Source organism: Massilia suwonensis (assembly GCF_042655665.1).
Lineage (GTDB): Bacteria > Pseudomonadota > Gammaproteobacteria > Burkholderiales > Burkholderiaceae_D > Telluria > Telluria suwonensis.
The window spans coordinates 38,579-55,212 of sequence record NZ_JBHSMR010000014.1 but is presented as its reverse complement, the minus strand read 5'-3'; the positions used below and the strand labels follow the sequence as shown (position 1 = coordinate 55,212).

The window sequence follows — 16,634 nt, the reverse complement described above, 5'->3', positions numbered from 1 at the left end:
CCCTCCCGTTCCCGTCTCTAGCGTGCCCACGCGTCCATATCGCGCCGCACCAGCGACGTGATCCCGCCCCAGTTGCGCCCCGTATAGTGCCCGTAGTCTTCACCGTCGTCGCGGAACATCACCGAGTGGTAGGCCCACTTGGGGCGTCCGCCCTGGTTGGGACCGGAGCCGAGCGTCAGGTCGTCGCAGAACCAGTCGCCCCGGTTGCAGTAGGAGCTGCCGCCCGTGCCCGAGACGCCGCCGGAACTGTGGTAGGCCACCACTTCGTCGTCCTGGCCCGGCAGCGTGAACGAATACAGGGTGCCGTTCGCGCCGGCGTAGTTGTAGAACCAGACCCCGCGCGTATCGTTGTGGTTGTACAGGGCGCGCGCGGTGGCGACCTTGTGCTGCTGGACCATGGGCTCGCTGGTGGTCCAGGCGCCGATGTCGGCCAGTTCGCTGCCGCCCGCCGAGCCCGCCGCGACGAGCACCCAGCGGATGTTCCAGCCGGTCTGCGTGCGCCCCGCGCTGGCCGTGCACACGCCGGCCGCGTTCGGCTGGGCCGTCGTCACGGGCCGCGCCGAGCCGCCGTAGTTGGCCAGCGTATAGCCGATCAGCATGTCGCCTGCGCTGTGGACGCCGATATAACACCAGTTCTCGCCGGTGCAGAAGCAGTCGAGCGCATTGCGGACATAGCCGCTTTGCGAGGCGACCCCGCTGCGGCCGTCCCAGTTGACCGACTTCTTGTTGACGCCGGCCGCCACGGTATTCGGGCCGAAATAGGCGAAGTCGTTGTAGTTGCCGATCGCACCGCCGCCGGTGCGGCCGTGGATCCACAAGGTGTAGTTGGTGGCGCCGGCCACGCCGGCAGTGCCCGCAAAAAGCAGGCCGGGCAGGCAAAGTGAAAGCGCAAGGCGTGCTGGTCGTCCCATGTCATCCTCCATCTTCTGGTTGCAGTGGGACGTGGCGACGGCCGACCGCTAACGGCCATTCTTGGGACGAGCGCACCACGGCGTCAACCGTGCGCGCGGCGGCGTTGGGGGAAGGATACTGAACAGTGGATTGAAGCCGGCGCCGCCCGCAAGCGCGGCGCCGAAACCTATTGCACCGGCCCGCAGGCGCTCGGCGGCAGCGGCTGGGCCGGGTCGAACTTCGCCAGCGCTTCGAACGCGCCCTTGCGGTCTTTCGCAAATTCCGTCAGGTGGCGCTGGCGCTCCTCGCTTTCCCATTCCGCTTCCGACACGCCCTCGAGCGAACGCTTGCGGCTGGTCAGCACATTGCCTTCCAGGCGCGGCATCAGTTCGCGGTCCGGGTCGGTGTTTTCCTTGAGCAGGTAGCCGTCGACGTCGCGCAGGCGCAGGGGCAGCGCCGCTTTGCCATCGTGCATGAGCTTGCCGAACACGGTTAACTTGATGTCGTTCGGACCCGGCCCGAGCACCTCGTTGAAGGTCGCCAGCGCGAAGGGCCGGCCCTGGGCATCGTCGATGCGGCCGGTGACGATGTAGCGGCCCGGCTTCCTGACGTCGGCGCGCAGCACGAATACCAGGGCGCCCTCTTCCATCGCTTCGCGCGGCGGACCGGCCCAGACGGCCGGCACCCGCGGCGAATGGATGACGTCGAAGATCAGCACGCCGTTCTTGCCTCCCGCCGTGTAGCGCACCTCGGTGCGGATGGTGCCGTCAAAACTGGCCAGGCCCGTCTGGCTTGGGGTCAGCACGCCGGCGTAGGCGCCCGCGCCGTCCTCGGCAAACGCCAGCGGCACCTGCGGCGTGCCGCGCGCGCCCGTGTTCACGATGCCGGCGGCGAGCGAGCGCGTGACGACCAGCGGCACCGCGGCGCCGGTACGGTCGACCGCGCGCAGCGAAAAGGCGACGGATTCGCCGGCCGCGAGATACACGCGCGACTGCGAAGTCTGGAGCAGGATGTCCGGATTGCTGCGGCGGTCATCGCCGCGCATCGGGTTCGATTCGAGCACGGGCCGGTTCGGATAGGCCTGGTCGGGATTGCGCGACATCGGCTGCGAGCCCGGCGGATAGGCGCTGCCCTCGCGGTAGCTGCAATAGGTGTGGTCGGTCAGCTCGACGTATTCGACCAGCTGCTGGCGCTGCCGCGCGCGTTCGCCGGGGGGCGCGGACTGAGGCTGGCTGGCCACCTGGCCGAAGAACTGCGGACCTGACGGCGCGCCGCCGGGCGCGGCGGCCACGGCGGCGGCCGGCTGCCCGTCGCCGCGCAGCGCCAGCCAGGCAATCAGCCCCAGCAGCGCTACGATCAGGACAGCGGGCAGCCAGCGTTTCATGGGACGCTCAGAGGGCACTGTTCACCACGGCGCTACGGACGACCCCGACGATGCCGCCCCAGTTGCCGTTCGCGTAGTGGTTATAGGCCTCGTTGTCGTCGCGGAAGCTCACCGAGTGGTAGCTCCACTTCAGCGAGCCGCCCTCGTTGGCCGCCGTGCCGAGCGTCAGGTCGTTGCACAGCCAGTCGCTCGGATTGCAGTAGGACCCGCCCGAACTGCCGGCGACACCGCCGGTGCTGTGGTAGGCCACGGCCTCGTCGTCCTGGCCCGGCAGGATGCCCGAATAGGCCGTGCCCTTGGCGCCGGCGTACATGTAGAACCAGACGTTGCGCGTGGTGTTGTGGTTGTACATCGCGCGCGCGGTGCTGGTTTTCAGGTCCTGCACCAGGGGTTCGGAGGTGGTCCAGGAACCGGCGTCGGACAGTTCCGAGCCGCCGCCCGCGCCGGACGCGGCGCGCACCCATTTGATGTTCCAGCCGGTCTGCGAGCTGCCGTCGCTGTTGCCGCACACGCCGGAGGAATTGGCGACCGCGTTCTTCTTGACGCGCGCCGAGCCGCCGTAGTTGGCCATGACGTAGCCCATCATCAGGTCGCCGGCGCTGTGGGTCACGACATAGCACCAGTTGTTACCGGTGCAGAAGCAGTCGAGGGCGTTGCGGACGTAGCCACTTTGGGAAGCGATGCTGTTGCGGCCGTCCCAGTTGACGGATTTCTTGTTGATGCCGGCGGCCGTGGTGCCCGGGCCCCAGTAGGTCCAGCTGTTGTAGTTGCCGATGACGCCGCCGCCGGTGCGGCCGTTGATCCAGAGCGTGTAGTTCGTTGCGGCTGCGAAGCTTGAAGCGGCCATGAGACAGACCGCCATTACGAGTTGTAATGCTTTCTTCACGATGATCTCCGTTCTCCATTTCTTATGTGGACGCCTGTATCGGGCCATCACTGCCGGCTGAGCCAGGCGTTGCCGCGTCCTGCGGCTAGCCGACTGTATGCCTGAGCTAGATGCGAGTCAATTGAACTCGGGAGAGAAGAATATTTCGTTGTTTTACTGCCAATGCAAAGAATATTTGCCTTTAATCAAGTTCCGCTAGAACTTTTAGGTGTGCAACGACGCTGCGGCCGAGGGCCGATAATTCGTAGCCGCCTTCCAGGCAGCTGACGATGCGGCCCTGCGCGTGCTCGCGCGCCACCTGCATGATCTGTTGCGTGATCCAGGCGTAGTCCGATTCCACCAGCGCCATACCACCCATGTCGTCGTCGCGGTGGGCGTCGAAGCCGGCCGACACGAAAATCATCTGCGGCTTGAAGGCGTGCAAAGCCGGCAGCCAGTACTCCTGCACCACCTGGCGCACCACATCGCCGCCGCTGCGCGCCGGCACCGGCACGTTGACGCTGGTCGCCGTGATCGGTTCGGGTTCGGAGAACGGATAGAAGGGATGCTGGAAGAAGCTTGCCATCAGCACCCGCGGATCGTCGCGGAAGGCGTCCGCCGTGCCGTTGCCGTGGTGGACGTCGAAGTCGACGATGGCGACCCGCTCCAGGCCGTGCCCATCGAGCGCGTGGCGCGCCGCGATGGCGACGTTGTTGAAGAGGCAGAAGCCCATCGGCTCTTTCGGCGTCGCATGGTGGCCGGGCGGGCGGATCGCGCAGAAGGCGTTGTCGATGTCGCCCGCGAGCACGGCGTCGGTCGCGGCCAGGGCGGCGCCGGCCGCGCGCAGGGCCGCGTCATAGCTGGCGTGGCACAGCAGGGTGTCGCCATCCAGCGGATAGGTCTCGCCCGGGTTGGCCGGCACGTGGTCGCGCACCAGCGCCAGCGCGCCTTCGGTGTGGTTGCGCAGGATGGCGGGAATCTCGGCCAGCGGCGCCAGGCGGCGCTCGAGCAGGCCGTCGAGCCGGGCCAGGATCAACTGGTCTTCGATCGCCTGCAGGCGGCCCGGACACTCGGGATGCCAGGCGCCCATGTCGTGTTTTAAACAGTCGGGATGGCTGAAGATTGCTGTGCTCATGATCGTCCTGCTGCTCAGCCATACACCGGGATGATCCGTTCTCGCATAGAATCATCCGGACGGTGCCGCTGCGTGGAAAGAAAAGTTGCCAATGTCGCTAATCTACCATGTCGCCCCCTGCTCCGCATTTTCGACCATTGGAACCCAAAGCATGTTCAACAAATTGCACGCCGCCGCCCGCCAGGTCGGCCAGATCGTGGTCGGCAAGGACCAGCAGGTGCGCCTCGCCTTTACCTGCCTGCTGGCCGGTGGCCACCTGCTGATCGAGGACGTGCCGGGCGTCGGCAAGACCACCCTGGCGCACGCGCTGGCGCTGTCGCTGGGTTTGCAATTCAACCGCGTCCAGTTCACCAGCGACCTGCTGCCGGCCGACGTCGCCGGCATCTCCGTCTACGAGCGCGAGAAGAACGGCTTCGCCTTCCACCCCGGTCCGATCTTCACCCAGGTGCTGCTGGCCGACGAGATCAACCGCGCCACCCCGAAGACGCAATCGGGCCTGCTGGAAGCGATGGAAGAGCGCCAGGTCAGCATCGACGGCATGACCCGCCCGCTGCCGGAACCCTTCTTCGTCATCGCCACGCAAAACCCGGCGCACCAGGTCGGCACCTTCCCGCTGCCCGAATCGCAGCTCGACCGCTTCCTGATGTGCCTGTCGCTGGGCTATCCGGACGCCGCCGCCGAACGCGCCCTGCTGATGGGCGAGGACCGGCGCGTGATGCTGCGCTCGATCGAGGCGGCGATGAATCCGGAAGAACTGATCGAGGCCCAACTTGCGCTGCGTTCGATCCACGCCTCCAGCGCCCTGATCGACTACGTGCAGGCGCTGGCCCAGTCCTCGCGCGCCGGCACCCTGTTCGCCGAAGGCCTGTCGCCGCGCGCCGCCCTGGCCCTGCTGCAGGCCGGACGCGCCTGGGCCGCCCTCGAAGGACGCGACCACGTGCTGCCGGAAGACATCCAGGCGGTGCTGGTGCCGGTCTGCGCGCACCGCCTGCGGCCGCTGAAATCGGCCCAGGGCATGGCGCAAGCGAGCCGCGACCTGGTGCTGCAGCTGCAAAAATCGGTGCCGGTGTAAGAGCATGGACCGTACCGGCCCGCTGCATGCCGAAGCTCACGCCGAAGGCGGTGCGTGGCGCATGCGGCGCGAAGCCCGCGCCACCAGCGAACTGTTCCTCGGCCAGCGCCGCATCTACATCCTGCCCACGGGGCCGGGCCTGGGTTTCGGCGCCCTGCTGCTGGTGCTCCTGATCGGGTCGATCAACTACAACCTGGGCCTCGGTTATGCCCTGACTTTTCTCGCCCTGTCCTGCGCCCTGGTCGACATGGTGCTCACCTGGCGCAACCTGGCCCACCTGCGCCTGAAGGCCGGGCGCACGCCGGCGGTCTTCGCCGGACAGGAAGCCAGCTTCGAGCTGCAGCTGATCGACGCCGGCAAGCGCCCGCGCTACGCCATCCGGGTCGACAGCGAGGGAAAGGGCGCGCCGCGCCACGCGGCCGACGTTGCCGCCGGCGGCGAGACCACGCTGCGCCTGTCCGTCCCGACCGACAGGCGCGGCTGGCTGGCCGCGCCGCGCCTGGTGCTGAGCACGCGCTTTCCGCTGGGCCTGTTTCGCGCCTGGAGCTACTGGCAGCCGGACCTGCGCGCCCTGGTCTATCCCTTCCCCGAGGAAGACGCGCCGGCCCTGCCGCGCGGCAGCAGCGGCACGCGTGCGGTGGGCATCGGCGCGGGAGGCGAGGACGATTTCGCCGGCGTGCGTCCCTACCAGCCGGGCGATTCGCTGCGCCGCCTGGCCTGGCGCCAGATCGCCCGTCTCGATCCGCTCGACGGCGGCCAGCTCGCCACCAAGCATTTCGAGGGCGGCGCGCGCGACGAACTGGTGCTCGACCTGGCCGCCCTGCCGCCGCAGCTCGACCTCGAACTGCGCCTGTCGCGCATGACGCGCTGGGTGCTGGAAGCGGAAAGCCGCGCCCTGCCCTATGCCTTCCGCCTGGGCGCCACCTCCTTCGAAGCGTCCAGCGGTCCCGCCCACGCGGCCGCCTGCCTGCGCGCGCTGGCGCTGCACGGCCTGGGAGCGCCGCGTTGAACACACTGTTCGCACGCTTCCAGGGCCTGTCGCGCGACAAGGCCGACACCCTGCTGCTGCTCTGCAGCGCCCTGCTGGTGCTGGCGCCTCACGTGGCGCACCTGCCGCTGTGGGTGTCGGGACTGTGCGCGCTCACCCTGCTGTGGCGTGGCGTCATCACGCTGCAGGGCAAGCGCATGCCGCCCAGCCTGCTGCTGCTGCCGCTGGCGGCCGGCGCCATGCTCGGCGTCGCCCACAGCTACCAGACCCTGCTTGGGCGCGATGCCGGGGTCGCGATGCTGGTGCTGCTGGTCGCTTTTAAAATGCTCGAGATGCATGCGCGGCGCGACCTGTTCGTGGTCGTGTTCCTGTGCCTGTTCCTGGTATTGACCAACTTCTTCTACGAACAGGGCATCGGCACGGCGCTGCTGATGGCGCTGTCGGTGCTGGCCCTGCTCACGGCCCAATTGAGCTTCCAGTTCACGGGAGCCGTGCCGCCGCTGCGCCGGCGCTTCCTGATGAGCGCGAAACTGCTCGGCCTGGCCGCGCCGCTGGCACTTGCCCTGTTCTTCCTGTTCCCGCGCATCGAAGGGCCGCTGTGGGGCGTGCCGGGCGACGCCCTTGGTGCGCGCTCGGGGCTGTCGGAAACGATGGCGCCCGGGACGATGGCGAACCTGGCGCAATCGGGCGAGACGGCTTTCCGCGTGCGCTTCGAGGGCCGCGTGCCGCGCCAGGAACAGCTGTACTGGCGCGGCCCGGTGCTGGGCGCCTACGACGGCCGCACCTGGACCCGGCTGGATGCACGCACGCGCCAGCGCACCGCGCAGGAGCCGCTGGCACTCACCGTGGCCGGCAATCCGGTCGCGTATGACATCACGCTGGAGCCCTCCTCCTCCTCCTCCTCGCGCTGGCTGTTCGCGCTCGAAATGCCGCAAAGCTTGCCCGAGCTGGAGGGCAAGCGCGTGGACGTCTCGGGCGAATTCGAACTCATGGCCGCCTCGCCGCTCGAATCGCGCCTGCGCTACCGGATGCTGTCCTTCCTCGACTACCGGCTGCAGAAGGATGCGTTGCCGCCGGATGCGGATCACTGGCTGCAACTGCCGGCCAACAGCAATCCGCGCGCGCTGCTGGCCGGCCTGGGCCTGCGCGCCGAGCGCGATCCGCGGCGCCGCGTGGAGGCTGTGCTACAGGGCTTCCGGCGCGAAAACTATGTGTACACGCTGAACCCGCCCCTGCTGGGACGCGACGCCGTCGACGATTTCCTCTACGGCAGCCGCGCCGGTTTCTGCGAACATTACTCCGGCGCCTTCGTCTTCCTGATGCGCGCCGCCGGAGTGCCGGCGCGGGTCGTCACCGGCTACCAGGGCGGCGAACTGAATCCCCTGGACGGCTACGTCACCGTGCGCCAGTCCGACGCCCACGCCTGGGCCGAGGTCTGGCTGGCCGGCCAAGGCTGGGTGCGCGTGGATCCGACCGCGGCGGTGGCGCCGGAACGGGTGCGGCGCGGCCTGGAAGGCGCGATCCCGCCGCGTCCGCCCTTCGGCATCGAGGGCCTGGGCCGCTTCATGCAGCAAGGCGGCGCCAACTCCTGGCTGGCGCAGATGCGCTACGCGGCCGGCGCCGTCAACAACGGCTGGAACCAGTGGGTACTGAACTACACGCCGCAGCGCCAGCAAAGCGTGGTCGACAGCGTGCGCGCGTCGGTGTTCGACTGGCGCATGCCAGTCTTGCTAGCCACCCTGATAACTGTGTTGTTCCTATGGAGAATCTTCCTGCGCCGCCGGGGAATCGACCCGATCGATGCGCTATACTCGGCCTTGTGTTCGCGCCTTGCCCGCCTGGGTCTGGCGCGGGCGGCAGATGAGAGCCCGAGTGCCTACAGTGCGCGCATTCGTGCTGAAGCGAGACTCGCACCGCCCGCGGAAGCGGCGGCCGCCGAGTTCCTCGGCCGTTACAGCGCCTGGCGCTATGCGCCGCATGCAGTCGCGGCCAAAGACGCCCATCTGGCCGCGACCCTGAAGCGCTTACTTTCGCAAGTTCGATGAAATCTTTCGTATCAGCACTCGCAGCACTCATTTTTGCAGCAGCTCCCCACATCGATGCCGACGCAGCGGCGAAGCATCCGCCCTCCAAAGCCAAGGTCGTGAAGGCCAAGGCCGCCAAGACCAAGGCCGCGCCGTCGAAGAAGACCGCGCCCAAGGCGCGCAAGGCGATGGCCGCGGCCGCCGCCGTAGCGGCCGTCTCCGCCATCGACTACACCGGCGAGCCGATCAACTTCGGCGAATGGCAGGCCGTCAGCACCTTTGTCGACGAGATGGTCGTCAAGCACGGCTTCGACCGCGCCGAACTGGAAGCGCAGATGCGCCAGGTGCGCTTCGTCGACTCCGCGGTGCAGCTGGTGAAGCCGGCGCCGCCGGGTAAACCAAAGAACTGGCAAGCCTATAGCGCACGCTTCATCGAGCCGATCCGCATCAATGCCGGCCTGCGCTTCTGGAACGAAAACGAAGCCGCGCTGGCGCGCGCCGAAGCGACCTATGGCGTGCCGGCGGAGATCATCGTCGGCATTATCGGCGTCGAAACCATCTATGGCCGCGACACCGGGCGCTTCCGCGTGCTGGATACGCTGACCACGCTCGCGTTTGCCTATCCGGATGCGCCGAACAAGGCCGCGCGCGCCGAATTCTTCCGCAGCGAACTCGAAAACACCCTGCTGCTGGCGCGCCACGAGAAGATCGACCCGTTTACGCTGCTTGGCTCCTTTGCAGGCGCCGTCGGCATGCCGCAGTTCATGCCGGGCAATATCCTGAAATACGGCGTGGACTTCGACGGCGACGGCCACATCGACCTGCGCAACTCGAGTTCGGATGCGATCGGCAGCGTCGCCAACTTCCTGATCGAGCACGGCTGGAAGCCGAGCGACACCGGCCCGAACGTGATGCCGGTGGATGTGTCCGCCACCCGCGCCTGGGAACCGCTGCTCGGCCGCGGCCTGGAAGCCACCCTGCGTCCGGACGAGCTGGAAGCGGCGGGCGTCATCACCCCGGCGGCCCTGCCCGCGCATCGCCTGTACGGACTGGTCGACCTGCAGAATGGCGCCGAGGCGACCGAGTACTGGGTGGCCAACGATAACTTCTTTGCCATCACCAAGTACAACCGCAGTTATTTCTACGCCATGTCGGTAATCGACCTGGGCCGGGCCGTGCGCGAGGCGCGCATGGCACAAGCATTGTAGTGTTGGAAAGTTGTAACAGGTTGTAAGAGCGCTGCGGCAGTTATTGCTCAACCACAGCGCCTCTATTTGCCGGGTACTCCCCCGGTGTATCCCCTCCCGCCGGTTTCTGTACTCTATGGAAACATTCACAGGCGCGGCATACTCCCTCCAATGTTGTTATTCGTGCATATCATTTTGAAACGTGCGCGGCGCAACTTCTGTTTCCTCTACACTTAAATTTAATCAAAAAACAATTATTTTTTCCGTGAGTTTGTGAGAGAATTGCATTGCGGCTATTGTTGCGATTAGACAACAGAGCCGAGGCTTCACACCGAATTCTATTGCTCATAAGTACTAGAGCCTGATTTAGTTGTACAATTGAGTAGATTTTTGAGAAAGAACTTTCGGAAACGAAACCGCAAGACTTTCCGTAACCCACATAGGAATATTTGAGATCATGACAAACCAAGTCGGCATTGATATGAGCAGCGACGCGGAGTCGGATGAGCTGTTGCAGTACAACCCGAACCGTCTGCTGGACACCCTGATCGAGAACCTGCGCTTGAAGAACGACGCAGCCCTGTCGCGCGCCCTGGAAGTGGCGCCGCCGGTCATCTCGAAGATCCGCCACCACCGCCTGCCGGTCGGCGCATCGCTCCTGATCCGCATGCACGAAGTCAGCGACCTGTCGATCCGCGACCTGCGCTACCTGATGGGCGACCGCCGCAACAAGTTCCGCATCAGCGACAAGCAGTTCAAGCCAAAAGAAGGCGCGGCACCAAGCGCATCGAGCGGCGAGTAATTCCCACACATTCTTTCAGGGCCGCTGGCCTTGAAGGAAACGGCGGGCGAAAAAAAGGGGCGATGCGATCGCCCCTTTTGTCATGCGCGCTTCCTGCTTACGCCGGGAACACGCCCGTGGACAGATAGCGATCGCCGCGGTCGCAGACGATGAACACGATGGTTGCGTTCTCGACGGTCTGCGAAATGCGCAGCGCCACTTCGCAGGCGCCGGCGGCCGAGATGCCGCAGAAAATCCCCTCTTCCGCCGCCAGCCGGCGCGCCATCTGTTCGGCCGCGGCCTGGCTGACGTTTTCCACCTGGTCCACGCGCGACCTGTCGAAGATCTTCGGCAGGTAAGCCTGCGGCCACTTGCGGATGCCCGGGATCGAGGAACCCTCTTCCGGCTGGGCGCCGATGATGCGCACCGCCTCGTTCTGCTCCTTCAGGTAGCGCGACACGCCCATGATGGTGCCGGTGGTGCCCATGGCGCTGACGAAATGGGTGATGCGGCCTTCGGTGTCGCGCCAGATTTCCGGACCCGTGGTTTCGTAGTGGGCGCGCGGATTGTCCTGGTTGGCGAACTGGTCGAGGATGATGCCCTTGCCGTCTTTTTGCATCTGGTCGGCCATGTCGCGCGCGTATTCCATGCCGCCGGTCTTCGGGGTCAGCACGATCTGCGCGCCATAGGCGGCCATGCTCTGGCGCCGCTCGATCGACAGGTTGTCCGGCATCAGGAGGATCATTTTATAGCCGCGGATCGCCGCCGCCATGGCCAGCGCGATGCCGGTATTGCCGGAGGTGGCCTCGATGATGGTATCGCCCGGCTTGATCTGGCCGCGTTCCTCGGCGTTCTTCAGCATCGACATGGCCGCGCGGTCCTTTACGGAGCCGGCCGGGTTGTTGCCTTCGAGCTTGCCGAGAATGATATTGTTGCGCGCCGCCGCGTCCGCGCCGCCGATGCGCACCAGCTGCACCAGCGGGGTATTGCCGATCGTATCTTCGATGGTTTTATAGGCCATGCTTGCTCTCTTGCTTGTCTTCAAAACGCCATTCTAAACCGGGACGCAAGAGCGCGTATGGAGTGGGATTAGTTCGAAACGTCGAGGTAACGTAGGGTGGGCACTCCGTGCCCACGCAGTGCAACGCGTGCGGGTCGAACAAACGTTTCGATCGGCAACCGTCCCATACCGCGTGGGCACGGAGTGCCCACCCTACATCAACGTAATGGCGCCGGGTAGCTGGCGACGCTGACGTTGCCGTCCTTATCGACCGCCTGCACGCCGAAGAAGTAATTGTCCTTCGACATGTTGATGGTCGTCTCCGTCACGTTGCCGACGAACTTCGAACCCTGCCACCCCGCCGCGGTCGTATCGCGCCACACGATCCGGTAACCGGCGACATCCGGCTCCGGATTCGCCTGCCACACCAGCGTCGAATCGTTCACCAGCTTGTCGGTACGCACCTTCGCGCCCTGCGGCGCGCTCGGCGCCAGGGCCAGCGAGGCCAGCGCCGCGGCGTTGACCTTGGCCACCTTGGCCGTGTAGTCGACGTCCACGAACTCGATCAGGTCGCCGTAGACTTTACCGTTCTCGGTACGCAGGTTCTGGTGCTGGTGCGAGAAGTCCTCGTTCGGCTCGGTGAAGCGCAGCGCGGCGTAGCCCTGCTCGAGGAAAGGCATGTGGTCGCCGCCGCGCAGGTAGCGGTCGTGGCGTTGGATGACGTTGACCTTGAAGCCCTTCACGTAGCGCTCGCCCTGCTCCTTCACGTGGCGCGCGAGCTGGCGCGAGATCGAATCGTTCTCGCCGCCGGTCGCCACCAGCTGGCGCACGGTGTCGCTCATTTCCTTGGTCGCCGGCACGCCCTGGGCGAACAGGCGCACCTGCTTGTTGTCGACGCGGCCATCGTCGGCGCGCGAGCTGCCGATGATGTCGTTGGTGAACATGCCGGCCACGTTCAGGTTTTTTTCGCGCGCCGTCTTCGCCCAGTGGCCGGCGCCGAGCAGGCCCTGCTCCTCGGCTGCCACCGCCATGAAGACCAGGGTCGCGTCGAACTTGTACTTGGCCATCACGCAGGCCATTTCCATCACGGCCGCCGTGCCCGAGGCGTCGTCGTTCGCTCCCGGCGCCTTGCCGCTCGCATCCATCACGTCGGTATTGCGCGAATCGTAGTGGCCGCTGACCACGTAGAGGCGGTCCTTCGAGGCATCCTGGGTGCCGGGCAGCGTGGCGACGACGTTGACGATCTCGGTGGGACGCGAGATGCGCGCCGAGACCGGGGCGATGTGGCTGTCGAAGCTGACCTGCAGGCTAGTCCCGGCGCCGCAGCGTTCCAGTTCCGAGCGGATCCAGCGCCGCGCGGCGCCGATGCCGGTGGTCTCGGATGTCGTGTCCGACATCGTGTGGCGCGTTTCGAAGCTCACCAGTTTGCGGATGTAGGCGTCGATGCGCTTGGGCGAGATCTCGGCGACGATCTTGTCGATCTGGGCCTGGTGGCGGGTGACGTCGGGTGCGGCGGGTGCAGACGAAGCTGCGTGCGAGGAGGCGGCGAACAGGCCGGCCACGAGGCCGGCGGCGATACGAAGACGAGGCATGAGGTTCCCTGGAAACGTTGCAATCGATTTCCCTATCTTCTCATGCCTCCCTGCTTGTTGCAGTCTTTACATGCGATGTTTCGGGCTCAGGTGCTGGCCTTGGTATCGGCCGGCTTGGCTTTCGTTTCCCTGGCACCGGCCGAAGCAGGTTTCGCGGCGACGCCTTCCTTGCCCTTGCCGTTGACCTGCAGGCCGGCTTCGGACAGCTTGGCCGCCTTCTTGTCGCCCACGCCCTTCACGCGCTTCTGGAAATCGGCCCAGTCCTTGAACTCGCCCTTGCTGCGCTCTTCCAGGATCGCCTTCGACATGCTCGGCCCCACGCCCTTCACGCCGTCGAGGGCGGCGGCATCGGCCTTGTTGACGTCGACCTGGGCAAACGCGAAGCTGGTCGAAGCGGCCAGCGCGGCAATGGCAAGCATCAGTTTCTTGATCATCAGTGTCTCTCCGTTCAGGTAGCGGACGGCGGGTGCCGCCCGTGGCCATTAACGCGGCGGGATGGAGAGTGTTGACCGGGTTTGGTTGAGGTAGATCATTGTGGGTTGGGTGTTCATTCCCAACCCAAAAAATCACCCGGGGAAGAGCTCGTCGCGTGTGACCGTGGCGGTACCGAGCTTGCCGACGACGATGCCGCCGGCCCGGTTCGCGGTGGCCAGGGCCACGTCGAGCGGCGCGCCTGCGCCGAGCATCGCGGCCATGGTCGCAATCACCGTGTCGCCCGCACCGGAAACGTCGAACACCTCCCGCGCATCCGCATGCACGTGCAGCACTTCCTTGTCCGTGTACAGGCTCATGCCCTCTTCCGAGCGCGTCAGCAGCAAGGCTTCGAGCCCCAGCTCGGTACGCAGGGCCTGGGCCTTGGCAGTCAGCTGCTCCTCGTCCTTCCAGCTGCCGACGATCCGCTTCAGCTCCGACTTGTTCGGCGTCAGCATGCTGGCGCCCGCATACGGCGAAAAATCGTCGCCCTTCGGATCGACCATCACGATCTTGCCGGCCGCACGCGCCGCGCGGATCATCTCGGCGACGTTGACCAGGCTGCCCTTGTTGTAGTCGGAGAAGATCAGCACGTCGTAGTCCGGCAGCAGCGCCTTGAATTGCGTGAGCTTGTCGCGCAGCACGGTCTCGGTCGGGGCGTCCTCGAAGTCGATGCGCACCATCTGCTGCTGGCGGCCAATGACGCGCAGCTTGATGATGGTGGAGATGGCTTCGTCGCGCTTGAGGTAGCTGTGGATGTTGGAATCGCGCAGCAGGCTCTCGACCTGCGTGCCCGCCTCGTCCGCGCCGACCACGCCCAGCAGGCCGCTGTGGGCGCCCAGGGCGGCCGCATTGCGCGCCACGTTGGCGGCGCCGCCCAGGCGCTCTTCGCGGCGCTCGATACGCACCACCGGCACCGGCGCTTCCGGCGAAATACGCGAGACGTCGCCGAACCAGTAGCGGTCGAGCATGACGTCGCCGACGACGAGCATGCGGACGGTGTCGAGTTTCGGTGCGGCGGTGTGCAGGTAGTCTGCGCCGTCGAGCAGGCGGCTTGGAATCGTGTTCGTCATCTTCTTAATTCATGACATGTAGGGTGGGCATGCCCACGCGGGAAGGTAGCGTCTCGTTGGCCATGTTAATTCATGACATTGAGTTCTTCTGTACGGCGCGGCGGATAAGTCTCCCAGCGGCTGCAGCCCGGACATTGCCAATAATACTGGCGCGCCTTGAAGCCGCAATGGCTGCACTGGTAGCGCGCCAGCTTGGTGGTGTAGCCGTGGATCAGGTTCTTCACCATCGACAGCTCTTCCCAGATATGCGCCGGCGCGTCCATCAGGCGCGCTTCCAGCAGTTTATCGAGGCCGAGCAAAGTCGGATTGCGGCGCAATTCGTCGACCACCAGCTGTTTGGCCGCCTCGACGCCGTCGAGTTCAATGACGGCCTTGAAGACGACGTCGATCAGGTCGATCGACGAGGCTTCGGCAAGATACGAGCGCAGCAGGTTGACGCCTTCCTGCGGACGGCCGACGCGGCGGTAGCCGTCCATCAGGCGGCCGGCGACCAGCGCCACGTGCGGCACGCTCTGCTGTTCGACGCGTTTCCAGGTGGCGATCGCCCCTTCGACGTCGCCCTGGCCCAGCAGCACGTCGCCCAGCAGCATGGTCGCGCGCACGCTGTTGCGGTCGGCATGCAGGGCCTTGTCCAGCAGGGACGTGGCGTCAAGCAGGTCGCTGCGCACCAGGGCATCCTGGGCCAGCTCGCAATAGAACTGGGCGATTTCCTTCTGGCGCGCGCCGGCGCCCGAGGCTTGCAGGCCAGTCGCGGCATCGATCGCACGGCCCCACTCCTTTTCGCGCTGGTAGATCTCCAGCAGGGCCTTGCTTGCCTGCACGCTGTAACTGCCTTCGACCAGGCCGTTGAAGGTTTCCTCGGAGCGGTCCAGCAGGCCGGCCTTCAGGTAGTCCATGCCGAGTTCGTACTGGGCTTGCGTGCGCTGCGCTTGCGGCAGGTCGGGCCGCGCCAGCAGGTTCTGGTGGACGCGGATCGCGCGCTCGATCTCGCCGCGGCGGCGGAACAGGTTGCCGAGTGCGAAGTGCATGTCGGCCGTTTCGGGATCGAGGGTGACGATCTCGATGAAGGCGTCGATCGCTTTATCCGGCTGGTCGTTCAGCAGCAGGTTCAGGCCCTTGAAATAGGCCCGCGGCAGGGTGCGCGATTCGGACAGGATCTGTTTGATGTCGACCCGGGCGGCGATCCAGCCGAGGCCAAAGAAGACGGGGACGGCGAGCAGCCACCAGGTTTCAAATTCCATGGATTGTTATTCTTGATTGCTTATTGATGATCGGGTAGTTACCGGGGTACCACGGCATCCGCGGCCGGCTGGGCGCTGCCGGTGCCGGCGGCGCTTTGCAGGGCCTGCACGGTGTTCTTGTGCTGCGAGGCTTCGCGGCGGTGGCGGAACACGGTCGGCGACATGGCCAGGATGCCGAGCGCCGCGCCGGCGATGAAGAAGGCGAGCAGCATCAGCACCAGCGGACCGCGCAGTTCGTAACCGAGGAAAAAGTTCAGATCGACTTCCTGCGTGTTCTTCAGCGCGAAGCCGAAAAACAGGACGAACAGGATGAATCCTGCGAGGGTGGAGACGAATTTCATCGGGTGGGCCTGACGGTGGGATGTGCAAAGGCGCAGTGTCGCATATCTGCCCGTTTATTTCAAAATTGATGGGTGTTTGCGGGAATGGTGGGCACGGGGCGCCCACCCTACGGCTGGACCGTGCGGGGCATGAGCGCCGCCCCCATCGACATGCAAGTATTCGTAGGGAGGGCGCCCCGTGCCCACCATTCCACGCACACCGACATAAAAAAACGGCACCCTCGCGGATGCCGTTCTCTGTTGCCTGCACGTCGCAGACGACTTCAGTCTTCGATGATCGGCTGCCCGACCATCGCGTCGACCCGCTCGCGCAACTGCTTGCCGGGCTTGAAGTGGGGTACCCGTTTTTCGGGCACCATCACCTTGTCGCCCGACTTCGGATTGCGGCCGATACGGGGTGGACGGCTGTTCAGAGCAAAGCTGCCGAAACCACGGATCTCGATGCGCTGCCCGGTCGCCAGGGCGTTGGTCATCGCATCGAGGATGGTCTTGACTGCGTACTCCGCATCCTTGGCGACCAGCTGAGAATATCGCTCAGCCAGTCGTGCAATCAGCTCGGACTTGGTCATCTGGTCGCCTCAAGCGGACT

At 65.7% G+C, this 16,634-nt stretch carries 16 protein-coding genes; 5 read left to right on the top strand and 11 right to left on the bottom strand.

Going from position 1 to position 16,634, the window contains the following annotated elements; genetic code table 11:
- Positions 1-17 precede the first annotated feature (17 nt).
- From ACFPQ5_RS20605 to ACFPQ5_RS20590, 4 genes are all read right to left on the bottom strand, one after another.
- Positions 18-911 (bottom strand): hypothetical protein, encoded by an 894-nt coding sequence (locus ACFPQ5_RS20605; RefSeq protein ID WP_379760299.1) that lies wholly within the window; start codon positions 909-911, stop codon positions 18-20.
- Between the two features lie 167 nt (positions 912-1,078).
- Positions 1,079-2,275, bottom strand: a complete 1,197-nt coding sequence (locus tag ACFPQ5_RS20600) for a hypothetical protein (RefSeq protein ID WP_379760297.1) — start codon at positions 2,273-2,275, stop codon at positions 1,079-1,081.
- Positions 2,276-2,282: 7 nt separating this feature from the next.
- Positions 2,283-3,161 carry a hypothetical protein gene (locus ACFPQ5_RS20595; RefSeq protein ID WP_379760295.1) on the bottom strand — a complete coding sequence of 293 codons (879 nt, stop codon included), beginning with the start codon at positions 3,159-3,161 and terminating at the stop codon, positions 2,283-2,285.
- Between the two features lie 181 nt (positions 3,162-3,342).
- Positions 3,343-4,275: a histone deacetylase family protein gene (locus ACFPQ5_RS20590; protein ID WP_379760293.1), complete on the bottom strand. Its 933-nt coding sequence runs from the start codon at positions 4,273-4,275 to the stop codon at positions 3,343-3,345.
- Between the two features lie 151 nt (positions 4,276-4,426).
- Here ACFPQ5_RS20590 and ACFPQ5_RS20585 point away from each other — a divergent pair, with 151 nt between their 5' ends.
- The 5 genes from ACFPQ5_RS20585 to ACFPQ5_RS20565 all read left to right on the top strand — a co-directional run bounded on the left by ACFPQ5_RS20585 (position 4,427) and on the right by ACFPQ5_RS20565 (position 10,348).
- Entirely contained in the window at positions 4,427-5,347 is a 921-nt protein-coding gene (locus ACFPQ5_RS20585) for an AAA family ATPase (RefSeq protein ID WP_379760291.1), read from the top strand.
- A 4-nt stretch (positions 5,348-5,351) separates the two neighbouring features.
- Positions 5,352-6,356, top strand: a complete 1,005-nt coding sequence (locus ACFPQ5_RS20580) for a DUF58 domain-containing protein (protein ID WP_379760289.1) — start codon at positions 5,352-5,354, stop codon at positions 6,354-6,356.
- On the top strand, positions 6,353-8,380 hold the full coding sequence (locus ACFPQ5_RS20575; protein WP_379760287.1) for a transglutaminase TgpA family protein: 2,028 nt from the start codon (positions 6,353-6,355) through the stop codon (positions 8,378-8,380). Before ACFPQ5_RS20580 ends, ACFPQ5_RS20575 begins: the two co-directional genes overlap by 4 nt.
- On the top strand, positions 8,377-9,567 hold the full coding sequence (mltB, locus tag ACFPQ5_RS20570; RefSeq protein ID WP_379760285.1) for a lytic murein transglycosylase B: 1,191 nt from the start codon (positions 8,377-8,379) through the stop codon (positions 9,565-9,567). The genes ACFPQ5_RS20575 and mltB overlap by 4 nt, the downstream gene beginning before the upstream one ends.
- Positions 9,568-10,003: 436 nt before the next feature.
- The gene (locus ACFPQ5_RS20565) at positions 10,004-10,348 is read left to right on the top strand and encodes a hypothetical protein (protein ID WP_136219512.1); all 345 of its coding nucleotides are present in this window, start codon (positions 10,004-10,006) and stop codon (positions 10,346-10,348) included.
- Between the two features lie 97 nt (positions 10,349-10,445).
- Here the strand turns inward: ACFPQ5_RS20565 and cysM are convergent, their stop codons facing one another.
- The 7 genes from cysM to ACFPQ5_RS20530 all read right to left on the bottom strand — a co-directional run bounded on the left by cysM (position 10,446) and on the right by ACFPQ5_RS20530 (position 16,614).
- Positions 10,446-11,348: a cysteine synthase CysM gene (gene cysM, locus ACFPQ5_RS20560; RefSeq protein ID WP_379760283.1), complete on the bottom strand. Its 903-nt coding sequence runs from the start codon at positions 11,346-11,348 to the stop codon at positions 10,446-10,448.
- A gap of 197 nt (positions 11,349-11,545) precedes the next feature.
- Complete coding sequence (locus tag ACFPQ5_RS20555) at positions 11,546-12,919, bottom strand: M20/M25/M40 family metallo-hydrolase (RefSeq protein WP_379760281.1); 1,374 nt, start codon at positions 12,917-12,919, stop codon at positions 11,546-11,548.
- Positions 12,920-13,005: 86 nt separating this feature from the next.
- Entirely contained in the window at positions 13,006-13,353 is a 348-nt protein-coding gene (locus tag ACFPQ5_RS20550) for a ComEA family DNA-binding protein (protein WP_379760279.1), read from the bottom strand.
- A gap of 132 nt (positions 13,354-13,485) precedes the next feature.
- Positions 13,486-14,463, bottom strand: a complete 978-nt coding sequence (gene rfaE1 / locus ACFPQ5_RS20545; RefSeq protein WP_379760277.1) for a D-glycero-beta-D-manno-heptose-7-phosphate kinase — start codon at positions 14,461-14,463, stop codon at positions 13,486-13,488.
- Positions 14,464-14,528: 65 nt separating this feature from the next.
- The gene (gene lapB, locus ACFPQ5_RS20540) at positions 14,529-15,704 is read right to left on the bottom strand and encodes a lipopolysaccharide assembly protein LapB (protein WP_379760275.1); all 1,176 of its coding nucleotides are present in this window, start codon (positions 15,702-15,704) and stop codon (positions 14,529-14,531) included.
- Positions 15,705-15,742: 38 nt separating this feature from the next.
- The gene (locus tag ACFPQ5_RS20535) at positions 15,743-16,045 is read right to left on the bottom strand and encodes a LapA family protein (RefSeq protein ID WP_379760273.1); all 303 of its coding nucleotides are present in this window, start codon (positions 16,043-16,045) and stop codon (positions 15,743-15,745) included.
- A gap of 263 nt (positions 16,046-16,308) precedes the next feature.
- The gene (locus tag ACFPQ5_RS20530) at positions 16,309-16,614 is read right to left on the bottom strand and encodes an integration host factor subunit beta (RefSeq protein ID WP_056344442.1); all 306 of its coding nucleotides are present in this window, start codon (positions 16,612-16,614) and stop codon (positions 16,309-16,311) included.
- Between the last annotated feature and the right edge of the window lie 20 nt (positions 16,615-16,634).

What these genes read in the sequence shown, in the direction of transcription:
- ACFPQ5_RS20550 (WP_379760279.1), bottom strand. Translation starts at nt 13,353, where the DNA reads ATGATCAAGAAACTGATGCTTGCCATTGCCGCGCTGGCCGCTTCGACC.
- ACFPQ5_RS20585 (WP_379760291.1), top strand. Translation starts at nt 4,427, where the DNA reads ATGTTCAACAAATTGCACGCCGCCGCCCGCCAGGTCGGCCAGATCGTG.
- cysM (WP_379760283.1), bottom strand. Translation starts at nt 11,348, where the DNA reads ATGGCCTATAAAACCATCGAAGATACGATCGGCAATACCCCGCTGGTG.
- mltB (WP_379760285.1), top strand. Translation starts at nt 8,377, where the DNA reads ATGAAATCTTTCGTATCAGCACTCGCAGCACTCATTTTTGCAGCAGCT.
- lapB (WP_379760275.1), bottom strand. Translation starts at nt 15,704, where the DNA reads ATGGAATTTGAAACCTGGTGGCTGCTCGCCGTCCCCGTCTTCTTTGGC.
- ACFPQ5_RS20600 (WP_379760297.1), bottom strand. Translation starts at nt 2,275, where the DNA reads ATGAAACGCTGGCTGCCCGCTGTCCTGATCGTAGCGCTGCTGGGGCTG.
- ACFPQ5_RS20530 (WP_056344442.1), bottom strand. Translation starts at nt 16,614, where the DNA reads ATGACCAAGTCCGAGCTGATTGCACGACTGGCTGAGCGATATTCTCAG.
- rfaE1 (WP_379760277.1), bottom strand. Translation starts at nt 14,463, where the DNA reads ATGACGAACACGATTCCAAGCCGCCTGCTCGACGGCGCAGACTACCTG.
- ACFPQ5_RS20605 (WP_379760299.1), bottom strand. Translation starts at nt 911, where the DNA reads ATGGGACGACCAGCACGCCTTGCGCTTTCACTTTGCCTGCCCGGCCTG.
- ACFPQ5_RS20590 (WP_379760293.1), bottom strand. Translation starts at nt 4,275, where the DNA reads ATGAGCACAGCAATCTTCAGCCATCCCGACTGTTTAAAACACGACATG.
- ACFPQ5_RS20565 (WP_136219512.1), top strand. Translation starts at nt 10,004, where the DNA reads ATGACAAACCAAGTCGGCATTGATATGAGCAGCGACGCGGAGTCGGAT.
- ACFPQ5_RS20580 (WP_379760289.1), top strand. Translation starts at nt 5,352, where the DNA reads ATGGACCGTACCGGCCCGCTGCATGCCGAAGCTCACGCCGAAGGCGGT.
- ACFPQ5_RS20535 (WP_379760273.1), bottom strand. Translation starts at nt 16,045, where the DNA reads ATGAAATTCGTCTCCACCCTCGCAGGATTCATCCTGTTCGTCCTGTTT.
- ACFPQ5_RS20555 (WP_379760281.1), bottom strand. Translation starts at nt 12,919, where the DNA reads ATGCCTCGTCTTCGTATCGCCGCCGGCCTCGTGGCCGGCCTGTTCGCC.